7 protein-coding genes are annotated in these 18,574 nt (G+C 42.7%); all 7 read right to left on the bottom strand.

The genetic code is table 11. From position 1 onward, the window contains the following. Positions 1 to 25: 25 nt before the first annotated feature. The 7 genes from ID165_RS01840 to ID165_RS01810 all read right to left on the bottom strand — a co-directional run bounded on the left by ID165_RS01840 (position 26) and on the right by ID165_RS01810 (position 18,487). Entirely contained in the window at positions 26 to 12,259 is a 12,234-nt protein-coding gene (locus ID165_RS01840; RefSeq protein ID WP_192348707.1) for an MBG domain-containing protein, read from the bottom strand. A gap of 244 nt (positions 12,260 to 12,503) precedes the next feature. Then, positions 12,504 to 14,204 carry a tetratricopeptide repeat protein gene (locus ID165_RS01835; protein WP_192348706.1) on the bottom strand — a complete coding sequence of 567 codons (1,701 nt, stop codon included), beginning with the start codon at positions 14,202 to 14,204 and terminating at the stop codon, positions 12,504 to 12,506. Between the two features lie 817 nt (positions 14,205 to 15,021). Beyond that, on the bottom strand, positions 15,022 to 15,216 hold the full coding sequence (locus ID165_RS01830; RefSeq protein ID WP_192348705.1) for a hypothetical protein: 195 nt from the start codon (positions 15,214 to 15,216) through the stop codon (positions 15,022 to 15,024). A 334-nt stretch (positions 15,217 to 15,550) separates the two neighbouring features. Next, complete coding sequence (locus ID165_RS01825; protein WP_255505123.1) at positions 15,551 to 16,156, bottom strand: adenylate/guanylate cyclase domain-containing protein; 606 nt, start codon at positions 16,154 to 16,156, stop codon at positions 15,551 to 15,553. A 79-nt stretch (positions 16,157 to 16,235) separates the two neighbouring features. After that, on the bottom strand, positions 16,236 to 17,087 hold the full coding sequence (locus tag ID165_RS01820) for a nucleotidyl transferase AbiEii/AbiGii toxin family protein (RefSeq protein ID WP_192348703.1): 852 nt from the start codon (positions 17,085 to 17,087) through the stop codon (positions 16,236 to 16,238). Continuing rightward, a complete protein-coding gene (locus ID165_RS01815; RefSeq protein ID WP_192348702.1) occupies positions 17,084 to 17,362 on the bottom strand; it encodes a hypothetical protein in 279 nt (92 codons plus the stop codon). Before ID165_RS01815 ends, ID165_RS01820 begins: the two co-directional genes overlap by 4 nt. 729 nt (positions 17,363 to 18,091) lie before the next feature. After that, positions 18,092 to 18,487, bottom strand: a complete 396-nt coding sequence (locus ID165_RS01810; RefSeq protein WP_192348701.1) for a hypothetical protein — start codon at positions 18,485 to 18,487, stop codon at positions 18,092 to 18,094. Between the last annotated feature and the right edge of the window lie 87 nt (positions 18,488 to 18,574).

The raw sequence follows: 18,574 nt of genomic DNA, 5'->3' as shown, positions 1-18,574 counted from the left end.
CCGGCCTCCAATTCCAAGCAGTTGTTTATTTACTAAGAAGGTTAAGCATCCCACGTTTCACCTCTCCTGTCTCTCCCACTTCTATCACATACAGGTAAGCCCCGACCGGCATCTCTCTGCCATTGAACATACCGTCCCATCTTAGATCCGGGTCCTCTGTGTAGAAGAGTCTTTTTCCCCCTACTGCAAAAACTGATATCCTGACCCCGGAATAGTAACGTAAAGCAGGTACACCCCAGATATCGTTTACTCCATCACCGTTAGGCGTAAAAGTATTGGCTATTTCCAACTGATCCAGCGGGGTTCTCTCACGGGTAATCTGGAAGTCTTTCATCAATACATTTTCGGCTCTATCTGTTACCTGCAAAGTAATGACAAAGTTAGTCCTGCCTTCAGCCTGCTCAGCACTGCTCCAGAACAGGATTCCATCCAGCACTTCAAAGTATTGATTGTCCTGAACTCCTTCAGGAAGGCTGAATGTATGCTGGTCGTCAGTCGGATCAAGTACCGTAAAATCTCCTATCTCCTGGAAGAATTGATCGGGAGCAGCAACAAAACTGTTTTGGCTCAAAATCACATCTTCCGGTGCCGGTTTGGCCAAAACAGTGACTTCCAGTGTTGGCTGAAGTTCATCAGGATTGATCAGGCCGGATGGGATTTCTATCGTTCCCAAATAGCTGCCAATACCAGCTTTCAAAGGATCATATCCCATCAGATCCCATTCCACAGCAAGATTAATAAACTCTCCCGCTGACGTGATAACCACAGTTTCGGCAGGCACATTCAATTCCGCCTCAGGTGTACCCCAAAGGACTTCCAGACTTTGGGCTACAAAGCCGGTGATTGTGTCAGGTTCATCCTCTTCCTCCATCAGGATCTCAAATTCAGCTCCCGTAAAGGCTATTGTATAATTATTACCTACAGTTAAGGTGCCTATTCCGATAGTATAAGTACCTACTTCCTCACCGGATTCTCTTTCAAGTGAGCCATTTAGAACTCCCTCGTCCTCACCCGTTGCAAAACCTGAGGCAGCATAAGTCAGTTCTGGATCCGCTTCTCCGACCACCTTGCTTAGTCCCTTATCCACTGTAATCGTCAAGGTAGCCTGTGTCACACTTAGATCCGCAGTCAATGCCAGCGTGGTGAAGTTCGAACCTGTAATCGTGGCTGTCACTTCCTGCGAGCCCACTTCCGTTCTGCTGTTGTTGGTATAAGCTACCGAAGTTCCTTCAGGAAGTATTCCTGAGATGGCAAGTGACTTGGTTGTGCCGTCAAAGACAAAGCTTCCATCTTCTAAAGTAATGTCTGTGGCATCAGCAGGGGTAACCGTCAAGTCAGCTGTCAGTACCAACGTAGTAAAGTTCGAACCCGTAATGGTTGCTGTTGCTTCCTGTGTTCCGACGTTTGTTCTTGAATTTTCAGAATAAGATACTGACGTACCATCTGGAAGTTCGCCCGTGATTTCAATGGATTTTTCCGTTCCGTCAAAGACAAAACTTGCATCCTCGAAGGTTACACCCGTGATGTCAGCAGGAGTAATAGTCAAGTCTGCTGTCAGCACCAAGGTTGTAAAATCCGAACCGGTAATGGTTGCCGTTACTTCCTGCGTTCCCACTTCCGTTCTGCTGTTGTCGGTATAAGCTACCGAAGTTCCTTCAGGCAAGGTGCCTGTGATAACAAGCGACTTGGCTGTGCCGTCGTAGACAAAGCTGCCGTCTTCAAAAGCAATACCTGTGATATCAGCAGGAGTTACTGTCAGATCAGCAGTCAATACCAAAGTAGTATAGTTATCACCTGTGATCCTGGCTGTCACCTCCTGGGTTCCAACATCGGTTCTGCTGTTGTTGGTATAAGTCACTGAAGTTCCCGCTGGTAAATCACCGGTGATCGCCAGGCTCTTTTCCGTTCCGTCAAAGACAAAGCTTTGAGCTACGAAGGTGATGTCGGAGATATCTGCCGGCGTGATTGTCAGATCGGCAGTAAGCACCAAGGTCGCGAAGTCCGAACCGGTAATGGTTGCTGTCACTTCCTGGGTTCCCACATCCGTTCTGGAATTATTGGTATAGCTAACAGAAGTTCCTTCTGGCAACTCGCCATCTATCGAAAGAGCCTTCGCAGTGCCGTCAAACACAAAGCTGTCATCATCAAATGTGATGTCTGTAATTGTTGCAGGTGTGATCGTCAGATCAGCTGTCAACACTAATGTAGTATAGTTGCTACCGGTGATCGTGGCTGTTACCTCTTGGGTTCCGACATCGGTTCTGCTGTTGTCAGTATAGCTTACACTTGTACCGTCTGGAAGTGTTCCTGAAATGGCTAGCGACTTGGCAGTGCCATCGTACACAAAGCTGTCGTCTTCGAACGTTACACCTGCAATGTCTGCAGGTGTGATCGTCAGATCTGCGGTCAATACTAACGTAGTAAAGTTTGATCCCGTGATCGTGGCTGTCACCTCCTGGGTTCCAACATCGGTTCTGCTGTTGTCAGTATAGCTTACACTTGAACCGTCTGGAAGTGTTCCTGAAATGGCTAGCGACTTGGCAGTGCCATCGTACACAAAGCTGTCGTCTTCGAACGTTACTCCTGCAATGTCTGCAGGCGTGATCGTCAGATCGGCTGTCAATACCAAGGTGGTATAGTTGCTACCGGTGATCGTGACTGTTACCTCTTGGGTTCCTACATCGGTTCTGCTGTTGTCAGTATAGCTTACACTTGTTCCGTCTGGAAGTGTTCCTGTAATCGCGAGCGACTTGGCCGTACCGTCGTACACGAAGCTGTCGTCTTCGAACGTTACTCCTGCAATGTCTGCAGGCGTGATCGTCAGATCGGCTGTCAATACCAAGGTGGTATAATTGCTACCGGTGATTGTTGCCGTTACCTCTTGGATTCCCACATCCGTTCTGCTATTATCAGCATAGCTCACACTTGAACCGTCTGGAAGTGTTCCAGTAATCGCAAGAGCCTTCGCAGTGCCGTCATAGACGAAGCTGTCGTCTTCAAAGGTGATGCCTGTAATGTCAGCAGGTGTGATTGTCAGATCAGCTGTCAACACTAATGCATTGTAGTTGGAACCCGTGATGGTTGCTGTTACCTCCTGCGTACCCACATTCGTTCTGGAATTATTGGTATAGCTCACGCTTGTACCATCTGGAAGTGTTCCAGTAATCGCAAGAACCTTCGCAGTGCCGTCATAGATGAAGCTGTCGTCTTCGAAAGTGATGCCTGTAACCGTAGCAGGTGTGATTGTCAGATCAGCAGTCAATACAACTGTGGTGTAGTTGCTACCGGTTATTGTGGCTGCTACCTCTTGAGTTCCCACATCCGTTCTGCTGTTGTCAGTATAGCTCACTGAAGTTCCTTCAGGTAACTCTCCTTCAATAGCCAGTGACTTAGCAATGCCATCGTACACAAAGCTGTCGTCTTCAAAGGTAATGCCTGTAATGTCAGCAGGTGTGATCGTCAGATCTGCGGTCAATACTAATGTAGTAAAGTTTGATCCCGTGATCGTGGCTGTCACTTCCTGGGTTCCAACATCGGTTCTGCTGTTGTCAGTATAGCTCACTGAGGTGCCTTCAGGAAGTGTTCCTGTAATCGCAAGAGCCTTCGCAGTGCCGTTATAGACGAAGCTGTCGTCTTCGAAGGTGATGCCTGTAACCGTAGCAGGTGTGATTGTCAGATCGGCAGTCAATACCAAGGTTGTGAAATTAGAACCTGTAATCGTTGCCGTGACTTCCTGCGTGCCGACATTAGTTCGGCCGCTATTGGTGTAGGCAACCGAAGTTCCCGCTGGTAAATCACCGGTGATCGCCAGGCTCTTTTCAGTACCGTCAAAGACAAAGCTTTGAGCTACGAAGGTGATGTCGGAGATATCTGCCGGTGTGATTGTCAAATCTGCTGTCAACACCAAAGTCTCGAAATTCGAGCCACTGATCGTAGCTGTTGCTTTCTGTGCTCCTACGTTTGTTCTTGTATTGTTTGCATAAGATACCGAAGTTCCTGCCGGAAGTGTTCCCGCGATCGCAAATGATTTTTCAGTGCCGTCGTAGACGAAGCTTGCATCCTCGAAAATGATATCCGTGATTGTAGCCGGAGTTACTGTCAGATCAGCGGCCAATACCAGGGTGGTATAGTTGTCTGCTGTGATCGTTGCTGTCACTTCTTGGGTTCCAACATCCGTTCTGCTGTTGTTAATGTACGCAACAGCAGTTCCTGTCGGAAGCTCACCTTCAATCGCAAGCGACTTAGCAGAGCCGTCATAGACAAAGCTTGCATCATCTAACGTTACTTCCGTAATGTCTGAAGGTGTAATGGTTAGATCAGCAGTCAATACCAGTGTATTGTAGTTAGAACCTGTGATCGTTGCCGTTACTTCCTGTGTCCCGATGTTTGTTCTTGAATTTTCAGAATAAGACACTGACGTGCCATCTGGAAGTTCGCCCGTGATTTCAAGGGATTTTTCCGTTCCGTCAAAGACAAAGCTTGCATCATCGAATGTGATTCCCGTAATGTCAGCAGGAGTAATAGTCAAGTCTGCTGTCAGCACCAAGGTTGTGAAATCCGAACCGGTAATGGTTGCCGTCACCTCTTGGGTTCCGACGTTTGTTCTGCTGTTATTTTCATAGGATACAGATGTTCCTTCAGGCAAATCCCCATCAACTGTAAGAGACTTGGCCGTGCCGTCAAAGACAAAGCTGGCATCATCTAACCTTACTTCCGTAATATCTGAAGGTGTAATGGTTAGATCAGCAGTCAATACCAGCGTATTGTAGTTAGAACCTGTGATGGTTGCCGTTACTTCCTGGGTTCCTACATCCGACCTGCCGTTGTTGGTGTAGCTCACCGAGGTTCCTTCTGGCAAAGTTCCGGTAATAGATAGGGTTTTCTCAGTACCGTCGTATGTGAAACTGGCAGGATTGAAGGATACATCCTCTACAACTGCAGCGGTGATTTCGAAAAATGCTCCGGTGAAGCTAACCGTGTAATTGTCTCCAGCTTCAAGTTGTCCTTGCTGGATGGCATACAAGCCAACCTCCTCTCCTGCTTCTCTTATCAACTCGCCACTTAGAATACGCTCGTCGTCTCCTGCTTCAAAGCCTTCCGCTGTGTATGTGAAGGAAGGGTCAACATTGCCATATACTTTGGTTTGTCCTGAACGAGCTGTTACCTCCAATACCTTTTTGGACGTGCTAAAAGTCACTTCATTACCATAGGTGGTCACTCCATTCTGATTGGTACTGAAGGTTCGCACATAATACATCGTATTGAGTTGAAGCCCCGTAACATTTCCAGAAAACTGATTTCCTTCCAAAGCTATTACCTCCTTGGTATCGGAAATATCCGGGCCTGAAACAGTACTGTAGACAATTCCTGTTTCCTGCGCACATGCCAATCCATTCAGGATCTCACCTCCTAAGGTGGCACTTGAATATGTTATGGAAGTCGCCGCTACAGTAATGAGAGATGCAGGAATAGGTTCTGTAACCTCTATTACTTTTGTTTCAAAACATCCATTTGAGTCGGTGACTTTCAACGAATAACTACCTGCGGTAAGTCCCTCAATGCTAGCTGTCTCCCCTCCTGTACTCCACTCATAAGTGAATGGCGCAACACCATCGTTAGGAGTAGCAATAATGGAGCCGTCAGCCCCCCCTTCACAAGTCACATCAGTGAATGAAATACCTACATCCAACATCTTAACCTGAATCAGATCTGTCTTGGTCAGCGTTTTAGGCGTTGGGCAGTCCAGGTTCCCTACACTTAATGACACTGAATACGTGCCTGGGTTGGCATATTCGTGAATTGGGTTCCGCAACCTAGAAGTGGTTCCATCTCCAAAATCCCATAGCCAACTTACCATTGGTGAGCCACTGTATGACTTATCTGTAAATGCAACCGTAAGTGGACCACAGCCTTCTGTAACATCTGAGGAGAAATCAATAACAGGTCCAAAAATCTCAATAAATCCTATCTTCTCTTCAGTATCTGAACATCCATTATCTGAATATATGGTCAGCCTTACAGAATACCGGCCATGATCAAAGGTATGGATTGGGTTTTGCTCCGTGGAACTTGTGCCATCTCCAAAATCCCAAAGCCAGCTGCTTGCTTCAGTAGATTTATCAGTAAACTGCACGGCATTTGGGCCACAAGCTATTGTTTTGTCAGCTTCAAAATCTGCCTTTACATCACGGATTTTAATGATTTTTGAACTTATGGAAGTCACACCAGTCACCGTATCCTGAATAGTAAGTGACACTGTGAAATCCCCTGGTTCAGTATAGGTGTGTTTTGGGTTTTTGGGAGAAAAACCGTAGCTGGATGATATGATCGTTCCATCTCCAAAATTCCAACGCCAGGTATCCGCATTTTTGGATCTATCTGAGAAATTCACCTCTTGAGGAACTGAGCAATTTTCCAGAGCATCGGTAACAAAATCACTCTGAACAGGCACTCCCGATGAAATGGGATTTCGCAATTCAACTCTTGCCTGAAGCTCTTCACCCTCATCATCTGTCACTAAAAAGTCATAGAAACCAGCAGGCAAATTCTCCACCTTATTACTACTACCGATAGATGGAGTCCAGCTATAGGTATAAGGTTCTACCCCCCCTGTTACTACTAAGTCAATGGAACCATCTGAAAGACCAAAACCAGTGGGATCGGATTTAATTGCAATTACATCAAATTTCTCAGGCTTAATACTCAGATCAGCCTTTAGTATTAAGGTCTTATAGTTATTCCCTGTTATGGTGGCCGTAACTTCCTGCAAGCCTAACTCCGTCCTGCCATTATTGGAATATTCTACAGATGTGCCAACAGGAAGAGTACCGGATATCTGCAGTGTTTTAGGGGTGCCATCAAACTCAAAACTCTCGCTTTCAAAGGTAATCCCAGTCAAATCAGCAGGGGTTACTTCAAGCTCGGCATTCAGAATCAAGGCAATAAAATCAGCACCGCTAACTATTGCTCTCACCTGCTGTGTACCCACATCCGTTCGATAGTTATTTTCAAATGAAACTGTGGCACCTTCCGGTAGTTCACCGACAATCGTCAGGGATTTAGGGTTTCCATCATACACAAAAGTCTGATTCTCTAAACTTACACCCTCAAGTATTTTCTTTGTGATTTCGAAAACCTGCTCTTGGATTATCAAGGTATAATTTTCCCCCGCAGACAGACTTCCCTGAGTTATCGCGTAGGTGCCCACATCCTCTCCAGAAACTCTACCTAACGAACCTGTGAGTGAAACTGCATTATTGCTGGATTCGTATAAAAATTCATCCGGATCCTCTGTCCCGTAAGCTTTGGATTGATTTGGAAGTACTGAGATGATTATTTCTTCCAGATCTTCCTGAATCTCATAAGCTCCCATCTCCAAGACCCCAATAAACCTACTATTGGCGTCCAGATCTGATTCCACTGCTCCGAGATCAGGAATCAAACCTGAAACAAAATAAGCCTGATTACCTTTACTCTTTGCCGGAGATCCGGACTGAAGTCTAAAATCTCCTGTGAGAATAGGACTCACACCGAATGTCAGTATTGGATCTACAAATCCAGGATCGTTTTCAGCTATTGTTCCATCCATATTCCCCTCACCGGCGGGATCATGTGCTTGAATCAGGGAGTAAGTGATTTGCGGCCCCACACTTCCTATTAGTTGAAGTGATGAATTGGCAGTCCCTATTCCTGTATTGTCCTTATTGTTCCAAATGATTGAGTTTCTGATTTCAGGCTGATTATTAGATTGGGTAAGGTAAATCCCTCCCCCATAATAAGCCGTGTTGCCGGAGATAGTGACGTTGGTCAAAACAGTTTTGGATGTATTATTTAGGATGGCACCTCCTCTGGCATTATTTCTCAAGGCCATATTTCCGCTGAATCTCACATTTGTCAGAATAGGACTTCCTCCGGCACTGTACATACCTCCTCCGCCAACGTTTCCTGTACCAGCTCCTCCATTTGAAGTATTGCCTACAAAATCGACATTCAAAAGTTCTGGTGAGCTTTCGCTGGAATTATACAAACCACCTCCATTCATCGCCGAAATGTTTTCCATGAACTTCACCTTCTCCAGTATTGGGTTACTTGCCAAATTTGACATCCCCCCACCACCGTTTGAAGTATAATTCGCTTTGAAAATAACGTTTAGCAGATTTGGGCTAGCACCTTCAGAATTCGCCATACCCCCGCCATATCTTCCGGATCGATTTGCAATCACCATTAAGTTGGTAAGGTTTGGACTACCTGTTTTGATAAAAACCCCTGCCCCGTCACTTTTCTCTCCATCGCCAATTGCAAATCCCGCATTGATATAAAAGCCATCTAAAATAGCTGAGGCATCTGTTCCAGATCCGCTCACTACATGAAGGGAATTGCCATTTGAAAAAGCAAAAGGACTTTCAATGAGACTAGTGCTTCTAGCGATGATATCCCCACTTAATATGGTTTGGTTTTCTTTCCAATTTCGGGAGTCAAACGTACCACCACCACTTGGAAACCCTCCATAGATTTCCACATTATTGAATAACTGAAATGTCTTCGTCTCATCTGTATCTTCTGTCGGAAAGTAGGTTCCTTCAGCTACGTATATTTTTAAAACCTCATCCTGACCGAGCCAATTCACTTCTGTATATGCCAATGCTTGCTGAAGAGTAGCATAGGCATTTTCCCATGAATTCCCGTTGCTTAGTCCGCCATCTACGGATTGATCCACATAAAGTATATTATTGGCATCTGGCACTCCACCCAATTGGCCTGGCGCCGGAATTTGCTCATTGTGAATCAAAACCGGAAAATTACTATCCTCTTCTATTTTCCAGACATTGGTAAAATCCCATTTTTCAAAAGAAGCTTGCTGTCTCATGGCTGCGGAGATAAGTCCCTCACCTTTAGCATTATCCGGACTAGCCAGTTCAATGTTGAAGTAAGACTGAACAGGAGATGGACTTCCAGTACCTAAAATCGCACCATTGTTCACGGGTTCTCCAGCTACCGTTGATAAAGAGTAAACGTTTCTGATGATTCCTGATTGATTGTTTCCAACCAATCCTCCTCCAGATGGGATCGGGGTAGTTTTCTGCCTTATTTCCAAGTAGCTATAGGAATTTTCAAGAAGAGACTCCGAGGTCTGAAGAACCCCAATCAAGCCTCCTACAAAAAAATCTCCAGACACATAGCCTTCAAAAACGTAGCATTCCTGAATAGTACCCCCCACAACCAATGCCGCCAAACTCCCTACGACAGTTCCTCCTGTAATTTCAGGATTCAAGATTGCGAGTCTTTTGACAGAACCGTCTTTAATCACTCCAAAAATCCCGACATTATTAGCTGTTGAATTATTGATAAAAACCCCTTCCAAAGCATAACCTTCCCCTGCGATGTTCCCTATAAATGGGGCACTTCCATCTCCTATTGGCTGCCAACCTGCTCCTTCATTCCAATACTTGCCGCCTTCCCGGGAAACTTTTGAAAGATCAATATCAGCAACCACTTTAAAATGACCTGATAAATAGCTCCTTACCGCATTGAGTTGCTCAGGAGTACCAACCTCCCACGGACTTTCTACTGTTCCATCTCCAACTTCTGATGGCACAGTAGTGAAAGAAAATACCGCTGACCATTCTCCACTATCCTCTGCATCTTCCCCACGCACTCTCCAGTAATACTTCACTCCAAAATCCAGATCTGAAGTAAAATCAAAAGTCAACTCTTCTATACCATCATGCTGAATCACTGCACCGGAAAAGTCCTCTGTCGTACTCAATTGAAGCGTGTAAGAATCCGCAGTAGAATTGAGCATAGTATTACCAGCCAGCTCCCAATTGAAAGTAGGCCTAATGAGTATTTTTTTAGCTCCATTGCCAGGAGAAATTAACTGGGGAGCTTCAGGAGCAAACTGATCCAACTCAAAATCAATCGCTGTAACAAATTTCTTTTGTAGAAGTAATTCTTCATTAAACTCTGTAATATCCGATCCGTCATAATAAGCATCTTCTGAAAACTCAAAACCGAATTTTGATGAATAGCCTTCTAAGTAAACTACGCCATTCTCGACAGCAATTGAATTGATATAAGTAGCAAATCCACCAAAAAGAGTACTGTAATCCAATGTTTGCCCAGAAGGCAACAACCTCATTACAAACGATTGATTAAATGGATTTTCGGAATATTCCTCCTGAAAAGCCCCCGACTTCTGGTAAGCATTGTCGGTCGTGAAAAAATTGAGGTTTGTAGTGTATCCTGAGAGGTAAGGAACGCCTTTATAGACCGCCAGATCTGTAAACAACTCCGAATCAACCCCCTGTAACGATCCCACAAAAGTACTGAAGACCAAGTTCTCTCCGAAATCAGAAAACTTCATCAGAAAAGGTGCCTTAAAGTTAGCATCAGAACTGAGGTAGGACCCTGGAGTTGTTGGAAAATCAGCTGCATCACTGGTAGTTCCCAACAAGTACAAATTTTCTGCATCTCCCCCCATTCTAGTCACTGATTCATCTCCTGACCCAGCTATGAGCGTACTATATTCCAGCTCGCTTAGGGATTCATTCATTCTAAGCAGAAAAAGGTCATTCCCACCTTTAGGTTCTGTCATAAAAGCCCCTGGAGTAACTGGGAAATTCACCGTGGAAACCCCTGATACAATTGCTTTTCCATCTTGCAGGATTATCGCATTCCCAGCCTCCAAGCCATCTCCACCTAGCAATGTACTGTACAAAAGTTCTGAACCATCAAGAGAAAATTTGCTTATGAACACATCGTATAGGTGTTGATAAACAAGGTTTTCTATACTTTCTTCTAAAGTATTTGATAAAAATCCAAAGCCATTTTCACGCTGATAAGCTCCTTCTGTGGTTGGAAAAGGAACATTCTTTTCCTTTTGCGGTCCTGACAACCCTGTTAAATAAACATAACCATCTTCCACCGCTAGGCCGTTTGCCATATCTGTACCTGCACCGCCCAAATAGGTACTGTATTCTAAGCTTCCCCCATCCAGGGACAATTTGGTTAAAAATGCATCGGTAGGATTAAATAAGCCTCCAAAACCGGGAATACCTTCATAAACTGGTTCTCCTGTATCAGGGTCAACTAACCCCAAAAAGCCCCCACCCGAGGAAAACTCCTTTTGATAAGCATTTTCAGTGGTGGGGAATCCAGCATAAGCAGCGCCAGTCAGGTATACATAACCATTTTCAACAGCCATATCTCCCAGAGAAAAAGTTGATCCCTCTGCCAGAAAAGTGGAATAAATTAAGGCTGTTCCGGTTTTATTAAGTTTCGTGATGTACATGGCAGTACTACCCTCTGCAAAGCTTGATTTATACGCACCCACTGTGGTGGGATAGTCAGTATAGGAGGTTATTCCTGCTGCATACACAAACCCATCTTCCACTTCAATGGCACCCCCTGAAATGCCCACGCCAATAGCACTTGGGGAACCGATAAAAGTACTGTAAACGAGGGGGTCAATAACCAAAGGCAAAGCCGGATCATATTCACCAACTTCAAATCCTACACTGCCTTTCTTATCAAAACTAAAGGAAGATGCAATTTTCCGCTTTTCTCCATCTATTAATTGATAGGTGAAGAGATCTGTCTGCTTTACCTTGCCCAAAGAGGTCAGATAGTTTAAATCTCCGTTCCGGTCAAGGTGCAAGTTTTCTGCTCCATTTATATCAAGATTAATCAGCGCTACATCAGCTCCTGGCTCCACAATAAAATCATAGCGTGGAAGTCCCTTTTCACCGTAAATCCGTAAAGAAATTCCCTCGTAAACATTATTCAAAAGCACTTCTCCAAATTGTGGTACTTTCTCAAACCATTGACTTGAGTCAGAGCCATTGTAATAATTTGCTACCCCATCCAGCTCATTATTGAAGGATACAAAACCAGAATGTGTGGAATTGAAATCCATAGCTACCACATGGCCTAGAACTGTACTATCGAGGGAGGAGATATTCATAAAATCATACATCAGTCCATCGAGTGTCACCCATAGTCGGAATCCTGAACCGTTTGCCATGGCTAGTACATTATCCTGCCATTGCCCCTGATTCTGAGTGAATGCAAGTGAGAATTCTTCAGGAGCTGGCTGATCTAAGGTCTTCGAAGCTGTTCCCGAATGGTTGATACTATCGATAAACAGGTTTTGTGAAGCTCTCTCTAAATGGAACTGTTGCTGGACTTCCTGATTAGAGGCTATGGAAAGATGATTAAAAATAAGTCCTATAAGCAGCAGCAAAAATGAAAAATGTCGCATGGTTTGATCAGTCTTGTGATTCTAATTGTTGAATATTTTTTTCAATTAGAATCTGCCGATGCTGATAAAAACAATACACAAAAAAAGAAGTGGCGACTACAAAAAAAATGAGTGCTCCTAAGACAAATTTGTGTTTTGACATTTGACATCCAGTGAAACTAATGATATCAAACCTAGTCTTGTTGCTTCAAAAACAGATTAAAACAAGCGTTACAATTTCGTTACACTTTTAAAAAAACGTGTCTCATACTTCAGAAAAGTGCATTTCAAACAATTCTCTTGGCTGAACACTTTTCTCCAAATCCAGCTTTTTTCTCAATCTATGCCATGTCACCCGGATGGAGGAAGGAGAAATGCCCATAGCATTCGCTATCTCCTGGTTCTGCATATCCAACTTTAGGAGTAATAAGAATCGCAATTCGGAGGGTGTAAGTTTAGGATCGTGATGAAGAAGGCTGGTGATCAACCTTGGAAATATTTTTCTGAATTCCTTTTGGAATGCATCCCAATCCTCATCGGTCAGAACAGTTCTTTCCCTAAGCTGTTGTAGTACCTGATTTTGCTCGTCCTGTAAGGACTGCTCCTCCATTGACTGGATCAAGTTGGAATTCTCCTGGATCTTCAGCGTATAATTTGTCAGAAGCTTTTGGGCAGACTCAAGGTCGGACTGTGTCTTTTCTAACTCATGATCTTTGAGTTTTTGTCTCATCCTATTCTTTTGAACCTGAACCTCATAAATAATCAATGCCGCTATCAAAATCAACAGTAAGCCGCCGATTATAGCATTCCGAATAATTTTATTTCGTCTGGCTTCTTCGTTCAGTGTCTGAATCGCCTTTTCCTTCTGGGTAATCATCACTAATTGATTTGCACGCATCAGCTGAACTGCGCTGAACTTTTCATTATACTTTTTGGTGGCTACAAGGGCAGAATCCAAGTACTTGTTGGAATCGATCATATTTCCTTTGGCTGCTTCCCATTTGCTTAACACTGGATAAAGGTTCCGAAGTCTGTCTGTATCCCCGTTACTTCTTATGTAACCGTAGGCCTTTTCTATAAAATATAGAGCCGAATCAAGTTCGCCCTTTATCGTATATATATCAGCAACGGGAATAGAAGATTGGGCAGCAAGTCCCCTATCCTTATATTTCTCAGCAAGCCTTACATCTCTTAATAAAAGGGGAAGAGCATCTTCATACTCACCTTTGAGGAAATGATTATAACCTACATTTCCGGAAGCAATGCCAAGCCATTGCTCAGAAGTTTCTTCGGAATGCTTCAACAATCGATCAAAATAATAATCAGAACTGTCCAGCTGCCCCAGCTGCCTATAGGTAAATGCCATGTTGTTTATCGCATGTCGCCATGCATTGATGTATACATCCTTAACCTTAAACTCAGCCACTTGCTTAAAATAGGTAATGGACTTTCGATAGTCACCAAAATAGCGGTAATCACTTCCAATACCCGTAAGGAAAATCGCCTTTTCGGGAAATTCCTCGATGGAAACAAGTTTGAGCAATTCATCCAAATGGAGGTGCCAGTTTAAAGCTTTCTCATAATTCCTGGAATACCAAAAGGATTTGGAGATGGCCTCAGCTGCCCTGCAGGCAAAGTAAATATTACCTGCTTTTTCCTGCTCCTTTTGAAAGCTAATCATTCCGTCCAGTTCCTTATATTCTACAAGCACGTCATAGCTCAACTCTAGAAAATCAGACTCCATCTTTAAAACATTGTCCGATTCTCTGATCGCCAGATTTCTCATACCTGCCAATGTATCGTCTAAAATCGGTCTATCGATTTTAAACTCTATCATATTGTCGTAGAGCTCACTGAGCGCTTCGGTCTGTTCCCAATGTGGCTTATGAAGCAGACGGGAATATTGAGCAAAAGCTAGATTGCTACAAAACAAAAATGTCATTAGATAGAAGACAAAGTGCTTCATGGAGATTATAGTGAATTTAAAAAAAACTAGAGTCGGAGCTCTGCTTCGAACTCTTTTAATCGGTCTTGGTCAAAACACCTCCTTAAATACTAAGGTCTCAAGATATCACTTTTTACACTAGACAAAACTTATTTTATTATAAAAGTGAAAAGACATCTAGATAGGTCAGAAAACCAAATGAGTCAAAAAATGAGGATGCTGAGGAAACCACTCCTGTAAAGATAGAATTTGAAACACATTCGAGTCCCGGTCGTTCCTCCTGAACTGATGGTTACAATTCCCAGAACCCGATTGGCCCTGGAAAGCAGCATCACCTTAAAATCCTCCACAAACTCAATCCTGTCCCGATCCCAGGTTTTGCAAAGCACTTCATACACCTGTCAGGAACCACAGACACATGGCCGCATCGAGGCTTTCACTTTTGCACTGTAGCTCAGCTTGATCTCAGCCACTTCAAACAAATCAATTTTTCCTTCTAAAGCATCCATAATTTCATGTGTTCATAATTGTTTTTCATTGGTCACATGGAATCTCGCATGGTGGGTAATCATATCTTCTTTGTCGCTCGCACCATCCTCGATTTCTTTTCGTTTTGGTGAACAATGAATTAGGACACCCACACAGGTCTTGGGAGAGATAAGACCATGAGGAAAAGGAATAAATAGCGCAGCGCAGCAAGCGGCTTTATGCCGGAAGCTCATGGACGCATCGAGCCCAAGGACTAAGATTGGAGCAATTCAGGGGCGAAAAAGGCAAGCAGTTCATTGGTTAACATCCATGAAGAAATACAGGAGTCAAAAACTCCTAAATACTAATTTCAAATACAATTTCTTGTCGGTGTGAGGTAGTTGGTCTGATTGGTATAGTGGCATAATCCAATTATAGTAGTGATATGCAGCAGCCAATCGGAATGCCCAATAGAATTAGGGATTTTGAGTGCGGGAAACAACAGTACTGCTGAGATGCCTGTCCTCAGATTGGTATATATATTTCCTGAAAGTATATTCGGCATGTGGCGGTTAATGATATTTGCTAAATAACCAGTACTGAATTTTTGCAGACTCCGGATACATGCCGGGCTCCTGTCATATGCCTGTATCAATCAATGAAGCAAAATTTATCTATTTTGACGGATAAGTGAATCATAACTACCTACCAACGTCCCAGATGGATGAAACCAGTGTCGGAATAGTACAAATACAAGTTTTTGTATTGGCCAAAAGTGATCCGATGCCATACCTTCATAAAGGAGATGATTTATACACTCCTTTGTCCGGAATCGAAATAAGCCGGTGAGATGAGGTGTATACCACCTGTCGCAGGATTTTTTCCCACGGTTGATTTAATTACTTCCCACCCATCATTGAAATGGAAAATAGCTCCATTGGCTTAATTGGGCCTTTAAGAAAACTCTCTTCAACCGATTTTACCGTATATGTGGAGGGTAGATTAAGCGTCTTTACCAGATCGACCGATACCAGAAGTTCGGCCTTAAAATGGTTACAAAGGCTTTGTATCCTCGCTGTAGTATTTAAGACATCGCCTGTAAATATGATTTCCTTTTTCAGCGACCCGATCTCCCCTGTAGTTACTGTACCATAATGCAGCCCTGCTTTGAACGTTGGTAAAACCCCAAATTTCACATGGTACTTTTGGGCCTGCATCTCAAGCCTGTATCTCATGTCAAAAAAGCACTCCATGCAGTTATGGTTACTCAATCCGTCCTTCAGTTTCCAACAGATGATCATCTCATCTCCAGCATATTGATAGATGGCACCTGCATGGTCAATAACAGCACTTGAAAGGTCGGAAAAATATTCTTTTAACATTTCAAAGTACCTGACATGGCCAAGGTTTTCAGCAATGGTAGTGGATGACTTCATATCCACAAACATAAATATTCTTTCTTCTACCCGGGGATGATGGTATCTCCCCAGAAAAAAATGCCGCAAGGTGTCCGGTCCAATGCTTTGACTAAATTCAGCATAAATCGGTTGAAATTACTTTAAAGTAAAAAAGATCAACTTATGTCTACTTGAACTTCAAACTTTCTATGAGATCTATAAAGTATTGCGGACTCCAGATTAATAATGACGAATCATCTTGGATAAATCGTATCACATCCTCCTTAATACTATTAAAGTCCACGCTTTGTATCTTGGCTCTTATTAGTTCTAAAACCTGCTCTTTGGTAATTGATTTTTCCTGCCAATCACCTGTATCTAAAGCCCTAAGTAGAAAACGGGAAAGATCTAAAGGAACTCCTTTTTTAATATACCATTCCAGATCATACCAATCCCTCCCCTTCACTCTTTTTTGCCACTTTCTGAAAAGCAATACATGCATTTTTCCTGCAAATAAACTCGGAGGTGTAAAACATTTGACATAGAAAGAAAATGGACGCAACAATAATTTTTCCTCGGTTTCAAAACCTAAAGGAGGTAGTCTATCAACTTCCAATTTAATCTTTATACTTGGCATCAATTTAATCCCTGATTGGGGAATGATACCTTCCAATACCAACTCTTTCCATACAGTTGCAGATTTGAGAAAGGCTGAATCTATACTTGACTCTTTCTGCTTTTTCTTTTCAGCAATCGTGACCTTCATCCCAAGAGCGTCAAATTCCGTGATAATAGCTTCAAAGTAACTATCCAGTGAAAAATCAGGATCAACATCCAACAGTGAAAAGTCAAGATCCTCAGAAAATCTTTCCAGTCCATAAAAAATCCGTAAAGCCGTTCCTCCATAAAATGCGGCTTTCTCAAAAAACCCCGCACGCTGCAGTCCTGCCAAAGCTACCTCCTGCATGATTTCACGTAAAGCGGAAAATGCCTCATCCTGTGATTTGGGATGATATTCGGCTAGCCACTCCTTTATCATAAATTTCGGATTGTTTTGATGAGTATCTGTAAACTGTTTTGCTTTGGAGCATCCGAAATCCAGGTATCGATCACATCTAGGTTCAAACCTCGGATTAAGTCTTCGTCAATTCTCATGTCTTCTGTCAAAAATTCCATTACCTGTTTGACACTTCTCAAATTCAGCCCGCTTGTCATAGCAATTTTGTCACAAATAGCCTTTTCCGGTGAAGCAATCATCACTGCCTGCCTAGAGGTAATATCAAACGTTCTGATACCAAAAGAATAATAAGGCAACGAGGTATGTTTATAGCTGAATCTCCCAAGTTCTGTCTTGAATGTCTTAGAAGGTTTAACAGTTACTGACGTGGTTTCAAAGACCCGTTCAGGTATAAATCCCCAGTAATTTTAGCAAATTCTTAATTTTAGTTAAATGCCTCTCTTATTATTTTAGCGAATCAACAATCTCATACCTATTCTAGAATTTCTTGCTATTTTTTGTAGATTTAACTTGGAATAAAGTTCATTCAAATAATACAGGCGTAAGTAAAGAGAATTTATTATAATATACTGTAAATCAGCATGTAACAAACCTTGCGTAAATCGTGTAGTTCTTAAAAATTTATAATTGTAAGTAACTGATAATTAGACGAATAAAATCAAGGCTCACATCCCTTTTCCTCTGCACTAAAAACCACAACTATCTGAAATATTATTAGTTATGGTTTTTATTTTTAATAGGGGCGCAATGTGGGGTGTGATAACGGATCAGTCCTAAAAGTTGGGTTGTTTTTTAAATTATATTGATGAATCTGGATAACTCTAACCCCCAAAGGGCAGTGAACAAGCCTAAGGCCAAAAGAAACCACGATTCCAGCTTGAGCGTGGTCGTTTACTCCCGAAATTAAATTCCTCTGACATAGCAATAGCATAAGCCAACAAATATTGTTCTTCTGTTGGAAGTGTTAGATAAAAAAAAATCGAAACGTTGTGTTTCGATTTTCCATAGAATTATTCCTCTCAGAATTACTTCTTCTTTGCTTTCTTCTTTTTCTGAGCAGATTTTTTCTTAGCCTTCTTTTCTTTCAGTTTCTTTTGGGCTTTTTCTTTTTTGGCTTTCTCCTTTTTCTTTTTATCTGCTTTTTTCTTGGCTTTCTTATCCTTCTCCTTTTTTCTATCTTTTTCCTTTTTCTCTTTTTTCTTGATTTTGTCACGCAGTTTCTTTGATCCTTTGAGATCCTTTGGATTTTCACCATCCTTAACTGATTTATCCCCAGTCAGACCTTTCCCAACTGCGCCATCCATATCACTCTTTAATTTTGTAGCAGGAGTTCCAGAACTAATATGTGCGGGAGAAGCTACTGCATCAGATTCTTTAGTCTTTCCCTGATCATAAGCGTCAGATTTCTTGTTTTCTTCCATTTCAAATACTTGACTTAAATTACTTTAATGTTAAATAAATATTAAGCAAATGTATGGATATCAAACCGTGTGTTAATATTAAGTTTT

Source organism: Algoriphagus sp. Y33, from assembly GCF_014838715.1.
In the GTDB taxonomy this organism is placed as follows: Bacteria; Bacteroidota; Bacteroidia; order Cytophagales; family Cyclobacteriaceae; genus Algoriphagus.
The sequence above is the reverse complement of the archived record's forward strand: the minus strand, read 5'-3'. Positions and strand labels throughout refer to the sequence as shown.